Raw genomic sequence first — 14,445 nt, forward strand, 5'->3', positions numbered from 1 at the left:
TTCGTACACCGGGTGGGCCGTGCGGGCCTTCTGGGCCGTGCGGGCCGGTCGAAGCCGGCGGCCGACATGGCGGACGGAGCCGGCCCTGCGGTGGACCATGCCGTAGGCCCTGCGGTACTGCCCTCGGAGAAGATCCAGGTCCGTGCACTGCAGGCGATGTGCCGGCAGGTCTTCGGCTTCCGCCTGGCCATGATCGCCCTGGCCGCGCCCGCCGCGCTGCTGCACGCGGCCCCGGGCCTGGGCGCCCGCCTGGTGGGCGCGGCCGTGGTGGTCACGTTCATGGTGTCCTACGTCCTCTTCCGCGACTGGGAGCGCTTCGGCCCCCTCCTGCTGCGCCACCCCAGCCTCCTCGCCGCCGACACCCTCTTCGGCTCGTTCCTGCTGGTCTCGGCCGGCCCGGACACCACCCTCGCCTACGTCAGCGTCTGCACCCCGCTCCTGGCAGGACTGGTCTACAGCTGGCGGGGCGCGGCGTGTTTCGCCTCCCTCCAGTCCCTGATCCTGCTCCTGGTCCACGCCACCCTGAAGGCCGACCGCCACGCACCGGTCGCCGAGGCCCTTCTCCTGCCCGGCCTGTGCGTCATCGCCGGCGCCATGGGCTCGACCCTGCGCAACCTGATGCTCCGCTTCGGCGCCGCGACCCACGCCCTGACGACGGTCCAGGCCCGCCTCGCGGCGGCGGAGGCGGTGAGCGCGGAACGCGCCCGGCTGGCACGCGAGATGCACGACTCCGTGGCCAAGACCCTGTACGGCGTGGCCCTCGCGGCGGACGGCCTGGCGGCGACGGCCTCGACGGACACTCCCGACCCCGACCACATCCGGCAACAGGCGGAACTGGTGTCCCGCTCGGCGCGCAGGGCGGCGGCGGAGTCCAGGGAACTCCTGACGGACCTGCGCCGGCAGCAGCCGGATGCGCTCGACGCGGGCGGGACGACGGTGTGGCGCGAACTGACCGACGTGACCCGCGACTTCACGGCCCGCACGGGCCTGAGGGTCACCTGCTCCTGGCCGAACGGCAGCGACGGGGAAGGCAGGGGCGGTCGGGACACGGCCCGGGACCGCGGCCTTCCCGCTCTGCCCGCCGCCCTGGCCCGACACCTCCTCTCCATCACCACGGAAGCGCTGGAGAACGCCCACCGCCACGCGTGCGCGACCCGTGTGGAGGTGAGGGCGGCGCTGCACGGAGGTCTGCTGCGCCTCACGATCCACGACGACGGCCGGGGCCTCCCGCCCGGCACCACACTCGAACGGCTCCGCGACTCCGGCCACTTCGGCCTGCTCGGCATGGTGGAGCGGGCCGGGCAGGCGGGCGCCCGGATCCGCATCGGCCGGGGCGGCCATGAGCGCGGTACGGAGGTGCGCGTGGAAGTTCCCCTGTCGTCCTTGAACGGCTCCGACCCCGCATCCCGGGAACCCTGAGAGGAGGCGCCATGCAGCACAGTGACCCCTGGCCGGAGGCCACCTCGCCACCGCCTCCCCCGCCCCTGCGCCTGCTGGTGGCCGACGACAACCCCGTGGTCCGGGCGGGCCTGACGGCGCTGCTCTCGGGCCGCGCGGACACCACGGTGGTGGCGGAGGCGACGGACGGCCGGGAGGCGTACGAGGCGGCCGTACGGCACCGCCCGGACGTCATCCTCCTCGACGTCCGCATGCCCGGAGTCGACGGAATCTCGGCATTGCCGCACCTGGTGCGGCTGGCGCCGGTCATGATGCTCACCTACAGCCACGAGACGGAGACCGTGCGGGAGGCGTTGCGGCTGGGGGCTGGGGGATACCTGGTGCACGGCGAGTTCACGACGGAGCAGCTGGTGCGCGCGGTGCGCGATGTCCGGGAGGGGCGGCCGCATGTGACCCCGGGCGCGACGAAGGCGTTGCTGTCGGCGCTACGATCGAGTGCACCTGCACACACGGAACCCCAAGTCCCTCAATTTTTAGGGAAAAACTCACCACAAGTTCTTTCGCAACTGCAATCCTCCATGGGACAGTCAGTCCGTTCACGTTTCCGGCTGAGCACAAGGGAGGCGGAGATCATGGACCTCATCGCATCCGGCATGACCAACCAGCAGATCGCCGCCGCCTGCTTCATCTCCGAGAAGACGGTCAAGAACCACATCAACCGCATCTTCGCCAAGCTCCAGACCGCCACCCGGTCCCAGGCGGCCGCGAAGTGGCTGGGGGTGGCCTGAGATGGGTGCCCGGGGGAGCGGACGGCGGAGGGAAGGGGAATGGGTCCGGGGTTGGGCCCTGGGGCCCTCTCGCGGGCGCGGCGTTCCGGCCTACGTTTTCCGGATCGGAGGCGAGTCCGGAGGGGACCACCATGAACAACTGGTTCAACACCACCGTCGCGTACCTGCAGGCCCGTGTTGCTCGCAGCGACAGGGGGCAGACCGCGGTGGAGTACCTCGGCATCATTGCGGTGGTGGTGGCGATCGTGTTGGCGATCACGGGCACGAGCATCGGGCAGACGATCTTCGATGCGATCAGGAACAAGATCTCCGAAGTCACCGGCGGCTGATGCCTCCACGCCGCGACGCAGGGCAGGCCTTCCCCATCTACATCACGGTGGTGGCAGGCCTGCTCTTTCTTGCGTTGGCCTACCTCGCGGTCGGCCAGGCGTCGGTGAATCGCAGCGGGGCCCAGACGGCGGCCGACGCGGCAGCGCTCGCGGCGGCCCAGAGCGAGCGTGATCAACTCGCCGCCCAGTGGGTGAAGGTGCTGCCCGACCCCGCGAAGTGGCAGGCCGTCTTCGAGGGCAGGGCGACGATCGTCGGCCCCGGCCCGTGCCTGCGGGCCGGCCAACTCGCCACGCAGAACCATGCCGTGCTGAACGGCTGCTCGCCGCAGGGGTTGCTGAAGTACCGGGTCGACGTGCAGACCGACAAGTCGGTCGGCCGGTCTGTCGTGCCCGGGTCGGAGAACTACCAGTCGACGGCTTCCGCCACCGCCGAGATCACGTCCCTCTGTACCTTCGAGCCCCCCGCCGGGGGTACCGGCGGCGACGCGCTGCCCCCACTCACCTGCAACGGCAAGGTCTGGCATCTGAAGCCGGACGACACGACGGGGCTGCCGAAGCCCGAAGACCTCTTCGACGTCCACCTGGCCGACTGACGAGCGAACGATCAATGACGAAGGAAGCGGAGCGATGAGCATTCGGTTCACTGCGAAGGCCCGCAGGGGGATGGTCGCATTGACCGTTGTGGCTGGTCTGGCTGTCGGGGTGGCCGGCTGCGGCGGAGGAGCCGGCGACGACAAGAAGCCGCACAGTTCCGCGTCCGCTTCCCAGGGAGGCAACTCCGGCCCGAGCGCCCAGGAGGGGCAATCGGACCAACCGTTGGCCGAACTGAAGGGCTCGGACGGCCTGCTTCTCCAGATCACCTCCGTGCAACGTGATTCTGGCGGCTTCGTCACCGTGAACGGCACGATGAAGAACGACGGTGCCGGTGACCTGCTCATCCCGTCCGCACTCAGCGGAAATGAAACCGAGATCACCAAGAACGGTCCGTCCCTGGGCGGAGCCACCCTTGTCGACTCCAAGGGCAAGAAGCGCTACTACGTACTGCGCGACACAGAGGGCCGCCCGCTCACCACGACCGGCCTCGGCACGCTCAAGGCGGGTCAGTCGCTGCCGGTCTTCATGCAGTTCCCTTCGCCGCCCACAGGCACCACTGAGGTGACCCTCCAACTGCCCACCCTCTCCTCCGCCACCATCAAGATCTCCGGGTGAGGCCGAAGTGACCACCCCCCGTCTCGCCCTCACCCTCGCCGTCGTCCCCCTCCTCCTCGCGGTCACCCCGGCCCAGGCCGACGACACGGACCCGAGTCAGCCCCCGGACACCGCGCCCTCCGCCGCCGCCCCGGTGAAGGTCGATCCCACCGACCCGGACCTCAAGCTCCCCGAGGGCGCCACGCTCGCCGCGCCCAAGGTGCTGGACATCAAGTCGGTCGTGGAGGACCAGAGCGGGGACGAGCGGCGCGAGGACACCAACGCCGACGTCACCTTCGCACTGCAGGCCGAGGTGCTCTTCAGCAAGGACAGCGCGAAACTCAGCGACGAGGCGAAGGGCCGCATCGCGACCATCGCCGAGGAGATCAAGAAGCAGAACGCGACCCAGGTCCGCGTCTTCGGCTTCACGGACAACCTCGGCTCGTCCGCCCACGGCGACGTCCTGTCCAGGCAGCGCGCCAACGCCGTACAGGCCGTCCTGGACCAGGACCTGAACGACCCGAACGTCACCTTCGAGGTCCGCGGCTACGGCGAGCAGTACCCGATCGCCGACAACTCCACGGAGGAGGGCCGCAGGAAGAACCGCCGCGTCGAGGTGTCGTTCCCGCGCTCGGAGAGCTGACGGGCCCGGATACCGGTTTCGTGTGAGTGGGTATCACCAGGAGTGAGGTCCCTACCCCGCCTCCACTGTGACTCGCACGCCCACCCGCACCCCCCACCACGCCATCGCCCCCGCCTCCGCCTCCAGTACGTGCCGGGCCCGCAGGCGGGGCAGGCCCAGGCGGCCCGGGGGCATGGTGCGGACGGCGAGGACGGTCAGGTGGCGGTCCAGGTAGGCGACGTCGATGGGAATGCGCATCCCGAACGTGTGCACACCGCTCGCCGGTGTCAGCAGCATCGCCCCGGCGACCGAGTCCCGCCCCAGCAGCCCCTTCGTCCGGGCCCGGTAGGAGGCCGCGATCTCCAGGGGGAGGGTCAACGGGGCGGCGGTCGGCTTCTCGCCGTCCTCGTCCCTCGGTGCCTCCCCGTCCCCGTCCCTCGGAACGATCAGTCTCCCCGACCCGTCCCGCCAGCGCCTTCCCATGTCCCCTGTCCCCTCCCACGGCCCTGCGGCACAGACAACTCGCCGGTGACAAAACTCGGTTGCCACCCCGCCTCCTCCCCACTAGGAAGAGGTCCATGACTGCACTCGGTGTCGTATTCCGCCCCCAGCTTCCCCCCGAGCGGCTGCGGGCGGTGGCCCGCGCGGCGGATGAAGCAGGGCTTGAGGAACTGTGGTTGTGGGAGGACTGTTTCCGGGAGGGCGGGATGACGACCGCCGCCGCGGCGCTCGCCTGGACCGAGCGGGTGCGGGTCGGTGTCGGGCTGCTGCCGGTGCCCCTCAGGAACGTGGCGCTCACCGCGATGGAGTCCGCCTCCCTGCACCGGATGTTCCCGGGCCGCGCGACCCTCGTCGTCGGGCATGGCGTGCAGGACTGGATGGGGCAGGTCGGCGCCCGCCCCGCTTCTCCGCTGACGCTGCTCGGCGAGCATCTCGACGCCCTGCGCGCCCTGTTGGGAGGTGAACGGCTCACCGTGCGCGGACGGTACGTCTCCCTGGACGACGTCGGCCTCGACTGGCCGCCGCAGGGTGCCGTGCCCGTGTTCGCCGGCGCCACCGGGCCGCGCACCCTCCGCCTGTCCGGCGCCAAGGCCGACGGTACGGTCCTGACCGCCGCCACCTCCCCGGACGGCGTACGCCAGGCCCGGCAGCTCATCGCGGAGGGGCAGAAGGAGGCAGGGGGTGATGCGTCGCGGCCGCACCAGGTCGTCGTGTATCTGCTCGCCGCCACGGGGCCCGGCGCCGACGCCCGGCTGCGGGCCGAACTCGTCGCCGAGGGGCTGGGGTCGGCCACGGATGTGGGGGTGGCGGGGGACGCGCGCGCCGTCGCCGCGGCCGTACGGCGGCTCGCCGAGGCCGGTGCCGACACCGTCGTGCTGCAGCCGACCGGGGACGAGCCCGACCCGGAGGGGTTCGTGCGGTTCGCCGCCGAGGAGGTCCGGCCGCTGCTGGACTGACCTGACAGGGGGGGCGTTGTCAGTGGCGGCTGCCACACTGCCCGACATGACCGACAAGCGCGACGGGCGCGACAAGCACAGCGAAGTGAGCCTCCGGGGCGTCACGGACGCCGACCTGTACGTCCTGCTTGCCTATGAGCACGACCCGGAGGCCGTCCGGCGGTCGAGATTCACGCCCCGGCCGCGGGACGCCTTCCTCACGCACTGGCGGGAGCGCGTGCTGGGCGATCCCGACTGCCTCGTGCGGACGGTCACCGTCGGCGGCGAGGTCGCCGGGAGCGTCGTCTCCTGGACGGCGGACGACGAGCGGCGGTACGTGGGGTACTGGCTCGGGCGGCCGTACTGGGGGCGCGGCGTCGGCACCCGCGCGCTCGGCCTGTTCCTGGAGCTGGAGCCTGTGCGGCCCCTGTACGCCGACCCCTTCGGCGGCAACACCGCCTCCGTCCGCCTGCTGGAGAGACACGGCTTCGAGCGGGCCGGCACGGTCCGGCACGGGGAGGACGAGCACATCCTCCTCGTCCTCGACGGGCCGGCGGCGCCCCGATGAGGTCGATCCCAGCCCCCTGACGCCTGCCCTTCGAGCCGGCCCGGGAGGCGCTGCGGGCCGGCGGCCGGCCCGTCGGCGCCGTGCTGTACGACGCGGAGGGCACCGGCATCGCCGCCGGGCGGAACCGCGGCAGGGAACCACCGCACCGCCGGGCCAGCTCGCCGGTACCGGTCTGGCGCACGCCGAGATCAACGCCCTGGCCCGGCTCCCGGCCGGCCGCCGGCACCCCGGTCACCGCCTGTACACCACCCTCGAGCCGTGCCTGCTGGCGCGCTGATCCACGCCCATGTCCCGCACGTCGGCTACGCCACCGCCGACGAGCACTGGCGCGGAGTGGAGCGCGTCCCCGAGGCCGGCGGCGCGACAGCCGCCCGCTGGGCCGCCCGTGAGGGCCCGCTGGACGGTGCGCTCCACCCGCTCGCCCGCTTCGGCGCCCTGCTGATGACGCTGTGGGGGCTCGTGCACAGGCCGGACCTGGTGCCGCAGGGCCCCGCCGCCCGCGAGGCCCGCCGTCACCTGGACGCCGGCGGTCTCGACGCGCCCACGGCCCGGGCGGCGTACGAGATGGTCCACGACACGCTCAGCGTGAACCGGTGACCGGGGGATGGTCCCCGGTCGCGCCGTCGATCAGCTCCCGCAGGATGTCCATGTGGCCGGCGTGCCGCGCGGTCTCCTCCACCATGTGGACCAGGGTCCAGCGCAGGGTCACGGTGATGTCCCGCCAGGCCGGGCTGCCCTCGGCCTCCAGCGGCAGCCCGGTGATGACGGCGTCGGCGGCGGCGCGGGCGCGGCCGTAGAAGGCGACGATCCGCTCGGTCGTCTCCTCGGGGGTGACCCGCATGTCGTCGTGCGGGTCGAACCACAGGGGTTCGGCCTCGCCGCCGAACGTCTCCACGAACCAGCCGTACTCGACACTGGCCAGATGTTTCACCAGGCCCAGCAGGTTGGTGCCGGAGGGTGTCATCGGCCGGCGCAGCTGCTCGCCGTCGAGGCCGTCCAGCTTCCACAGCACGGCGTCCCGGTGCCGGTCCAGGCTCGCGTGGAGGGTCTGCTTCTCTCCGGCGGTGTACGTCGTCATACGGGTCGTCATGGGTGCGGAAATTAGCAGGCCGCGCCGCCAACGCCCTGGGATCATGGAGGGCATGTCAGTGAACCGCTCTTTCGAGGACCTCGTGGCCGAGGGCGCCGCCGTACCCACCGAGGGGTGGGACTTCTCCTGGTTCGAGGGGCGGGCGGACGAGGAGCGGCCCTCGTGGGGGTACGCCGTCTCGGCGGGGGAGCGGCTGGCCGGTGCCGAGGCCACCCTCGACATCCAGACCGGCGGCGGTGAGGTGTTCGACTTCGCCCTCGCCACGGCGGCTCCGGCCCGGCCGGTGCTGGCCGCCGCGACGGAGGGCTGGCCGCCGAACGTGGCCAAGGCCACCGCGCTGCTGCGGCCGCGCGGGGTGGTGGTCGTCGCCGCCGCGGACGACGCGCCGCTGCCGTTCGCCGACGAGGCGTTCGACCTGGTGCTCAGCCGGCATCCGGTGCGGCCGTACTGGGAGGAGATCGCCCGGGTGCTGCGGCCGGGTGGCACGTACTTCGCCCAGCATGTGGGGCCGGCCAGCGTCTTCGAGCTGGTCGAGCACTTCCTCGGGCCGCTGCCCGAGGAGGTGCGCTTCGTCCGGGACCCCGGGCGCGAGCGGGCCGACGCCGAGGCGGCGGGCCTGGAGGTGGCCGGGCTGCGGGCGGAGCGGCTGCGGATGGAGTTCCACGACATCGCCGCCGTCGTCCACTTCCTGCGCAAGGTGGTGTGGATGGTCCCGGGCTTCACGGCGGAGGCGTACGGGCCTCAACTCCGCGCGCTGCACGAGCGGATCGAGCGGGACGGGTCGTTCGTGGCGCACAGCACCCGGCACCTCTTCGATGTGCGCAAGCCGGGCTGATTCACCCGTGGTTCACCGACGGTTTCCACATCGTTATCCGGTGCGGTTCACATCAGCCTCATCTGTCACATAAGTTCAGACCAAGGTTATTCGCGTCGGCAAACCCGCGCGGCCGGTACCGCGCAGAGGAGGGGGCTGCGCGGTGCCGTGAAGCCGAATGATTTTTCCGGACCCCGTAGCGGAACCGTCAAGTCATCGTTCGCCGGCCGGTTAGCCCGTCGGGGGGACCCCGGGGCAACTCGCCGAGATGCCATCAAGATGGCGCAAACTCTGCGGATCCCTCCGAAACGTTTCGTATCTGATCGGTTTTCCTTGGGAATCCGCTGTGAATCGGCCATGCGGCACCCCTGAATCCAGCCTTCCGCACCCACCGGGGCGTCGCCGGATGATTCCGGAGAGTAGTTGTGTCCCGCCGATGCACCCACCATCCCTTACGAAGGGTTATGGTGGAAACCCCCCCCTCGGGCCGGTCCGTCTCCCCCCCACGGACCGGCCCGTTTTTCTTGCCCGGTCGTCGCCGGGCCCCAGCGGGGGGACTCCGGGAACCTCCCGGCTCACCACGAGCGTCCCCACCTGTGGACGAGCGTCCCCGTCGGCAGGGGCGCCCCCCGATCCCCAAACCCCGGGCCAGAACCGAACCCCCAGCGGGGGTAGGCTCGACAACCTCCCGCACCCCCAACCCCCGCCACCCCCGGAGGGCCACGTGAACCTGCGCGACAACCTGCGCAGCCTGCTCGTCAGGCTCTACGCACGCCGGGTGGAGGGCCACCTGGACCACGCTCAGGTGCCCAAGCACATCGGCGTCATCATGGACGGCAACCGCCGCTGGGCGAAGGCGTCCGGTTCCACCACCGTCCACGGCCACCGGGCCGGTGCGGAAAAGATCGAGGAGTTCCTCGGCTGGTGCACCGAGACCGACGTCGAGGTCGTCACCCTGTGGCTGCTGTCCACGGACAACTTCGACCGCCCGCAGGACGAACTCGTCCCGCTGCTCGGCATCATCGAGGACGTCGTCCGCACGCTCGCCGCCGACGGCCGCTGGCGCGTGCACCACGTCGGCACGACGGACCTGCTGCCGGGCGGCATGCAGCGCACCCTGAAGGAGGCCGAGGAGGCCACCGCCCACATCGACGGGATACTCGTCAACGTGGCCATCGGCTACGGCGGCCGGCAGGAGATCGCCGACGCCGTGCGCTCCATGCTGCTCGACGCCCACGACAAGGGCGTGGCGATGGAGGACCTCGCCGAGTCCGTCGACATCGACATGATCGGCCGTCATCTCTACACCGGCGACCAGCCCGACCCGGACCTCGTCATCCGCACCAGCGGCGAGCAGCGGCTGTCCGGATTCATGCTGTGGCAGACCGCGCACTCCGAGTACTACTTCTGCGAGGTCTTCTGGCCCGCCTTCCGCAAGGTCGACTTCCTGCGCGCCCTGCGGGACTACGCCGCACGTCACCGCCGTTACGGCGGCTGAACCGCGCCGAACGCCCCGCCGTCGACGGCGCTCCGGATACCCGGATTCGTGTGGATGTAACGAGGAGTTCACCGGTACGCCGGTGGCCGCTTTTGCATGGCGGTGCATGTTCGAGGGCATAAGGCAAACAGGTCGACGCCCGAACCACGGGTGTCGGATCTCAGCGGGCGGCACGGGGCCGTCCGCCCGGGAGGCCCTTTGCACCAGCCCGATCGTGCGGTCACTGCACGGAAGCAGCCGCGGAGGGCCGGTTCACGGCCCGCCGCCGTACGCGGGGGCCGCACACCGGTCCAGCTCCACTTCGTCGCTCCCCGACCTCATCCGAGGGGGTACGTCCTTCCGTGGTGACCAGCACAAAGCGCCACAAGCCAGACCGGCGCACCTACGTTCTCGACACCAGCGTCCTGCTGGCCGACCCGAACGCCCTGACCCGCTTCGACGAGCACGAGGTCGTGCTCCCCATCGTGGTGGTCACGGAACTGGAGGCCAAGCGGCACCATCCGGAACTCGGCTACTTCGCCCGACAGGCCCTGCGCCTGCTCGACGACTACCGGGTCCGGCACGGCCGTCTCGATGCCCCCATTCCGATCGGGGACCTCGGCGGCACCGTCCGTGTCGAGCTCAACCACTCGGACCCCAGCGTGCTGCCCACCGGCTACCGCCTGGGGGACAACGACTCCCGCATCCTCGCGGTCGCCCGCAACCTGCAGGCCGAGGGGTACGACGTCACCGTCGTGTCGAAGGACCTCCCGCTCAGGATCAAGGCCTCCTCCGTCGGCCTCCTCGCCGAGGAGTACCGCGCCGAACTCGCCATCACGGAGAACTCCGGCTGGACCGGAATGTCCGAACTGACGCTCTCCGGCGAGCAGGTGGACATCCTCTTCGAGGAAGGGCATCTGTACGTCCCGGAGGCCGCCGAGCTGCCCGTGCACACCGGACTGACCATCCACTCCGAGCGCGGCAAGGCCCTGGGCCGCATCACCGCCGAGGGCAACGTCCGCCTGGTGCGCGGCGACCGGGAGGCGTTCGGCATCAAGGGCCGCAGTGCCGAGCAGCGCATCGCGCTCGACCTGCTGCTCGACCCCGAGGTCGGGATCGTCTCGATGGGCGGCCGGGCCGGCACCGGAAAGTCGGCTCTGGCGCTGTGCGCGGGCCTGGAGGCGGTCCTGGAGCGCCGCCAGCACCAGAAGGTGATGGTGTTCCGGCCGTTGTACGCGGTCGGCGGGCAGGAGTTGGGCTATCTGCCGGGCAGCGAGGCGGAGAAGATGAGCCCGTGGGCGCAGGCCGTCTTCGACACGCTGTCGGCGGTCACCAGCCGCGAGGTCATCGAGGAGGTCACCGCGCGCGGGATGCTGGAGGTGCTCCCGCTCACCCACATCCGCGGCCGCTCGCTGCACGACGCGTTCGTGATCGTGGACGAGGCGCAGTCGCTCGAACGGAATGTGCTTCTCACCGTTCTGTCCCGGATCGGCGCGAATTCACGGGTTGTTCTGACCCATGACGTGGCGCAGAGGGACAATCTGCGCGTGGGCCGCTACGACGGAGTGGTCGCCGTCGTTGAGAAGCTCAAGGGACACCCGCTCTTCGCGCACGTCACGCTGACCCGGTCCGAGAGGTCCCAGATTGCGGCGCTTGTGACCGAAATGCTGGAGGACGGCCACATCTGACCCCACCCGCACGGCAGTTGGCGCCGTCCGGCAAAGGCCACGAGCCTAGCCGGGCGGCGCCTCGGCGTGTGGAGCTTTCCGAAAATCCCCCGGGCCAAACGGGATGTGAGCTTTCACACGCAACACAGAATTGCCACCCGGCGTCCGGTTACGGCAGAGTCTCAGTCCTGTCAGGCCCCGCATACGACACACCTGTACCGCCAGCGGTACAGCACCACAGAAGCACCACCAACTCCATAGAGTTCGTCGTATGCCGCCCGAGCACCACGCGGCGCTCCCCGCAGGGGGAGTTGCCCACCGGGCCCGCGCCTCCCGTGACCCCGCAGTTGGGAGGCCAGTGTCAAGGGGCACGATTGCGTCCGCCAGGGTCACCGAAGCGGGCGATGCTGGAAGGAAACCGTGTGAGCCGGATTTCGGTCCGGGGATTCGCAGTGGCCTCGGCCACCGCGGTCACCGCCGTCGGAAGCGTCGTCGGAGTTGCCTCGGGCAGCGTCGCGCAGAACAACAACGACGCCGAGGCGACGGCAGCCGACACCACGCTCCTCGCCGACATACCCGCGGGTCAGCAGGCCCAGGTCCAGTCCGCGTCGCTGACGCAGCAGGCCGACGCCCAGGCCATCGCCGCGGACACGAGCGCCAAGAAGGACGCCGAGGAGGCTGCCCGCAAGGCTGCCGCCGAGACCGCGGTCGCCAAGAAGGCGGCGGCCGAGCAGGCGGCCAAGCAGGCCAAGGCGCGCGCCGAGGCGAAGTCCGCGGCCAGCCGCGACAGCGCCCGCGACTCCTCGAGCTTCCCCGTCCAGAGCAGCTACAGCGTCGCGCAGATCCAGGCGATGGCGCGCCAGATGGTGGCGTCCGACCAGTTCCAGTGCTTCAGCAACATCGTGAACAACGAGTCCAGCTGGAACTACCAGGCGGTCAACGCCTCCTCCGGTGCCTACGGTCTCTTCCAGGCTCTCCCCGCCGGCAAGTACGCCTCCGCCGGCGCCGACTGGCGGACCAACCCGGCGACCCAGATCAAATGGGGCCTCAACTACATGAACGACCGGTACCACAGCCCCTGCCAGGCCTGGTCGTTCTGGCAGGCCAACCACTGGTACTAGGCCCGTCGGCCACTCAACCTCGCGCAGCCCCTCCCGGTCCTTAGGGAGGGGCTTTCGCCCTGTACGGTCGTACCCGGGAACCTCCAGGGGGAGCAGAGGTGGCGAGCACGCGGGGACGCGGGGGAAGAGGACGGATCATGTCGCGAGTGCCAGGGTGGCTCGGCAAGCTCGGTGCCGGTCTCACCGACATCAGCGAACGCCTGGACGAGCGCCGCGCGGAGGTGGAGCGCGAGCACGCCCCGGACCCCTCGGACACCCCGCCGACCCCGCCGCAGCCCGCCGCCCCGGACCCCGGAGCCGAGGCCGCGGTACCCGCACCCCGCCGGCCCGCGCCGTCGGCCGGACCCCGCCCCGACCCCGCCGAGGCCGTGCCCTGGGGAGTGCGGGTCGCGGCCGAGGCCGGCTGGCGCATGCTGGTCCTCGCCGGCACCCTCTGGATCCTGATGCGGGTCATCAGCGCGATCCAGCTGGTGGTGTTCGCCTTCGTCATCGCCCTGCTTGTCACCGCGCTGCTGCAGCCGACGGTCGCCCGGCTCACCCGGCGCGGAGTGCCGCGCGGCCCGGCCACCGCGCTCACCGCGATCAGTGGGTTCGTCGTCATAGGGCTGATGGGCTGGTTCGTGACCTGGCAGGTCATGGAGAACATCGACACGCTCTCCACCCAGATCCAGTCCGGCATCGACGACCTGCGCGACTGGCTGCTGAAGAGCCCCTTCCACGTCACCGACAAGCAGATCAACCAGATCGCCAAGAACCTCCGCGAGGCGATCGGCGCCAACGCCGACCAGATAACCTCCGCGGGCCTGGAGGGCGTTCAGGTCATCATCGAGACCCTCACCAGCATCCTGCTGGTGTTCTTCTCGACGCTGTTCCTGCTCTACGACGGCAGGCGCATCTGGGAGTGGTTCCTGAAGCTGGTGCCCGCCGCGGCCCGCCCGGGCGTGGCCGGTGCCGGCCCGCGCGCCTGGCGCACCCTGACCGCCTATGTGCGCGGCACGGTCCTGGTCGCTCTGATCGACGCGATCTTCATCGGTATCGGCATCTACTTCCTGAACGTGCCGATGGCCGTTCCGCTGGCCGTCTTCATCTTCCTGTTCTCGTTCATCCCGCTCGTCGGCGCGGTCGCCTCGGGCGCGCTCGCGGTGATCGTGGCGCTGGTGACCCAGGGCGTCTTCACGGCCGTCATGACCCTGCTCGTCGTCCTCGCGGTCCAGCAGATCGAGGGCCACGTCCTGCAGCCGTTCATCCTCGGCCGCGCGGTCCGCGTGCACCCGCTCGCCGTCGTCCTCACGGTCGCCGCCGGTGGCATGGTGGCCGGCATCGGCGGCGCGGTGGTGGCCGTACCGCTGGTGGCGGTGACGAACACCGTCGTGGGGTACCTGCGCGTGTACTCCGAGGAAGTGGCCGCGAGCAGGAGCCGGCCGTCAGCCGTAGAGGACGACCAGGGAAGCGAGCAGCAGCACGGCTGAGGCCGCGAGCGCCGGGATCTGGTAGCGGCTCCACGCGGCGAGGGCGAACGAGGATGACCAGGCCCCGCCCACGAGGGCGACAGCCCACCAGACGGCCGTCGTGTCCGCGGCCGCGAGAGGGATCGGCGCCAGCACCAGCGTCGGTGGGACGACCGCGAGCCGTGGCCTGATGCCCAGCCGCTTGTAGACGACGAGCAGCACGGTCAGCGAGACGGTGAAGACGAGGGGCAGCGCCGTCAGGTTCCATCCGGTGAAGCAGAGGGTGTCGGTCGTCCGGCAGAGCCGGTCGCTGTGCTGCCCGGCCCATGAGAGGTAGGCCCGGGCGCTGGTGGCCAGCACCGCTCCGGTGACGGCCGCGCCCAGCACGCGCGGCAGGACGGACCGTGGCTCTGTGCGGGGCTCGGGTTCGGTGCGGGGGGTGGTCATGCCTGCAGCCTTTCGTAGGCAACGGCCGGGGGCCTGAGTACCGATACTCAGG

At 70.9% G+C, this 14,445-nt stretch carries 17 protein-coding genes; 14 read left to right on the top strand and 3 right to left on the bottom strand.

The genetic code is table 11. From position 1 onward, the window contains the following. Positions 1 to 66: 66 nt before the first annotated feature. From LMU33_RS37325 to LMU33_RS37350, 6 genes are all read left to right on the top strand, one after another. Complete coding sequence (locus tag LMU33_RS37325) at positions 67 to 1,419, top strand: sensor histidine kinase (RefSeq protein ID WP_372478136.1); 1,353 nt, start codon at positions 67 to 69, stop codon at positions 1,417 to 1,419. A gap of 11 nt (positions 1,420 to 1,430) precedes the next feature. Beyond that, positions 1,431 to 2,186: a response regulator gene (locus LMU33_RS37330; protein WP_228625865.1), complete on the top strand. Its 756-nt coding sequence runs from the start codon at positions 1,431 to 1,433 to the stop codon at positions 2,184 to 2,186. A 131-nt stretch (positions 2,187 to 2,317) separates the two neighbouring features. Continuing rightward, entirely contained in the window at positions 2,318 to 2,515 is a 198-nt protein-coding gene (locus LMU33_RS37335) for a Flp family type IVb pilin (RefSeq protein ID WP_228625867.1), read from the top strand. Further along, positions 2,515 to 3,108 carry a pilus assembly protein TadG-related protein gene (locus tag LMU33_RS37340; RefSeq protein ID WP_228625869.1) on the top strand — a complete coding sequence of 198 codons (594 nt, stop codon included), beginning with the start codon at positions 2,515 to 2,517 and terminating at the stop codon, positions 3,106 to 3,108. Before LMU33_RS37335 ends, LMU33_RS37340 begins: the two co-directional genes overlap by 1 nt. A gap of 34 nt (positions 3,109 to 3,142) precedes the next feature. After that, the gene (locus tag LMU33_RS37345) at positions 3,143 to 3,724 is read left to right on the top strand and encodes a hypothetical protein (protein WP_228625871.1); all 582 of its coding nucleotides are present in this window, start codon (positions 3,143 to 3,145) and stop codon (positions 3,722 to 3,724) included. A 7-nt stretch (positions 3,725 to 3,731) separates the two neighbouring features. Further along, the gene (locus LMU33_RS37350) at positions 3,732 to 4,346 is read left to right on the top strand and encodes an OmpA family protein (RefSeq protein WP_228625873.1); all 615 of its coding nucleotides are present in this window, start codon (positions 3,732 to 3,734) and stop codon (positions 4,344 to 4,346) included. Between the two features lie 51 nt (positions 4,347 to 4,397). On the opposite strand, the gene LMU33_RS37355 is transcribed toward LMU33_RS37350, so the two are convergent. Further along, complete coding sequence (locus LMU33_RS37355; RefSeq protein ID WP_228625875.1) at positions 4,398 to 4,808, bottom strand: DUF192 domain-containing protein; 411 nt, start codon at positions 4,806 to 4,808, stop codon at positions 4,398 to 4,400. A gap of 95 nt (positions 4,809 to 4,903) precedes the next feature. On the opposite strand from LMU33_RS37355, the gene LMU33_RS37360 reads away from it, so the two are divergent. The 3 genes from LMU33_RS37360 to LMU33_RS37370 all read left to right on the top strand — a co-directional run bounded on the left by LMU33_RS37360 (position 4,904) and on the right by LMU33_RS37370 (position 6,926). Continuing rightward, positions 4,904 to 5,782 (top strand): LLM class flavin-dependent oxidoreductase, encoded by an 879-nt coding sequence (locus tag LMU33_RS37360; protein ID WP_228625877.1) that lies wholly within the window; start codon positions 4,904 to 4,906, stop codon positions 5,780 to 5,782. Positions 5,783 to 5,828: 46 nt separating this feature from the next. Further along, on the top strand, positions 5,829 to 6,329 hold the full coding sequence (locus tag LMU33_RS37365) for a GNAT family N-acetyltransferase (RefSeq protein WP_228625879.1): 501 nt from the start codon (positions 5,829 to 5,831) through the stop codon (positions 6,327 to 6,329). Between the two features lie 258 nt (positions 6,330 to 6,587). Continuing rightward, positions 6,588 to 6,926 (top strand): hypothetical protein, encoded by a 339-nt coding sequence (locus LMU33_RS37370; RefSeq protein WP_228625881.1) that lies wholly within the window; start codon positions 6,588 to 6,590, stop codon positions 6,924 to 6,926. Here the strand turns inward: LMU33_RS37370 and LMU33_RS37375 are convergent. After that, complete coding sequence (locus LMU33_RS37375; RefSeq protein WP_228625882.1) at positions 6,910 to 7,419, bottom strand: DinB family protein; 510 nt, start codon at positions 7,417 to 7,419, stop codon at positions 6,910 to 6,912. The two genes, LMU33_RS37370 and LMU33_RS37375, sit on opposite strands and share 17 nt — an antisense overlap. A gap of 52 nt (positions 7,420 to 7,471) precedes the next feature. On the opposite strand from LMU33_RS37375, the gene LMU33_RS37380 reads away from it, so the two are divergent. The 5 genes from LMU33_RS37380 (at position 7,472) to LMU33_RS37400 (ending at position 13,967) form a co-directional block, all read left to right on the top strand. After that, positions 7,472 to 8,254, top strand: a complete 783-nt coding sequence (locus LMU33_RS37380) for a methyltransferase domain-containing protein (protein ID WP_228625884.1) — start codon at positions 7,472 to 7,474, stop codon at positions 8,252 to 8,254. A gap of 703 nt (positions 8,255 to 8,957) precedes the next feature. Then, a complete protein-coding gene (locus LMU33_RS37385) occupies positions 8,958 to 9,731 on the top strand; it encodes an isoprenyl transferase (protein ID WP_228625886.1) in 774 nt (257 codons plus the stop codon). Positions 9,732 to 10,072: 341 nt separating this feature from the next. Then, positions 10,073 to 11,398: an RNA 5'-3' helicase PhoH2 gene (phoH2, locus tag LMU33_RS37390; protein ID WP_228625888.1), complete on the top strand. Its 1,326-nt coding sequence runs from the start codon at positions 10,073 to 10,075 to the stop codon at positions 11,396 to 11,398. 401 nt (positions 11,399 to 11,799) lie between these two features. Further along, a complete protein-coding gene (locus tag LMU33_RS37395; protein WP_228625890.1) occupies positions 11,800 to 12,498 on the top strand; it encodes an aggregation-promoting factor C-terminal-like domain-containing protein in 699 nt (232 codons plus the stop codon). A gap of 137 nt (positions 12,499 to 12,635) precedes the next feature. Further along, positions 12,636 to 13,967, top strand: a complete 1,332-nt coding sequence (locus tag LMU33_RS37400; protein ID WP_228625892.1) for an AI-2E family transporter — start codon at positions 12,636 to 12,638, stop codon at positions 13,965 to 13,967. Here LMU33_RS37400 and LMU33_RS37405 read toward each other — a convergent pair. Continuing rightward, entirely contained in the window at positions 13,923 to 14,393 is a 471-nt protein-coding gene (locus LMU33_RS37405) for a hypothetical protein (protein ID WP_228625894.1), read from the bottom strand. The two genes, LMU33_RS37400 and LMU33_RS37405, sit on opposite strands and share 45 nt — an antisense overlap. Between the last annotated feature and the right edge of the window lie 52 nt (positions 14,394 to 14,445).

The organism is Streptomyces barringtoniae (assembly GCF_020819595.1).
GTDB lineage: Bacteria > Actinomycetota > Actinomycetes > Streptomycetales > Streptomycetaceae > Streptomyces > Streptomyces barringtoniae.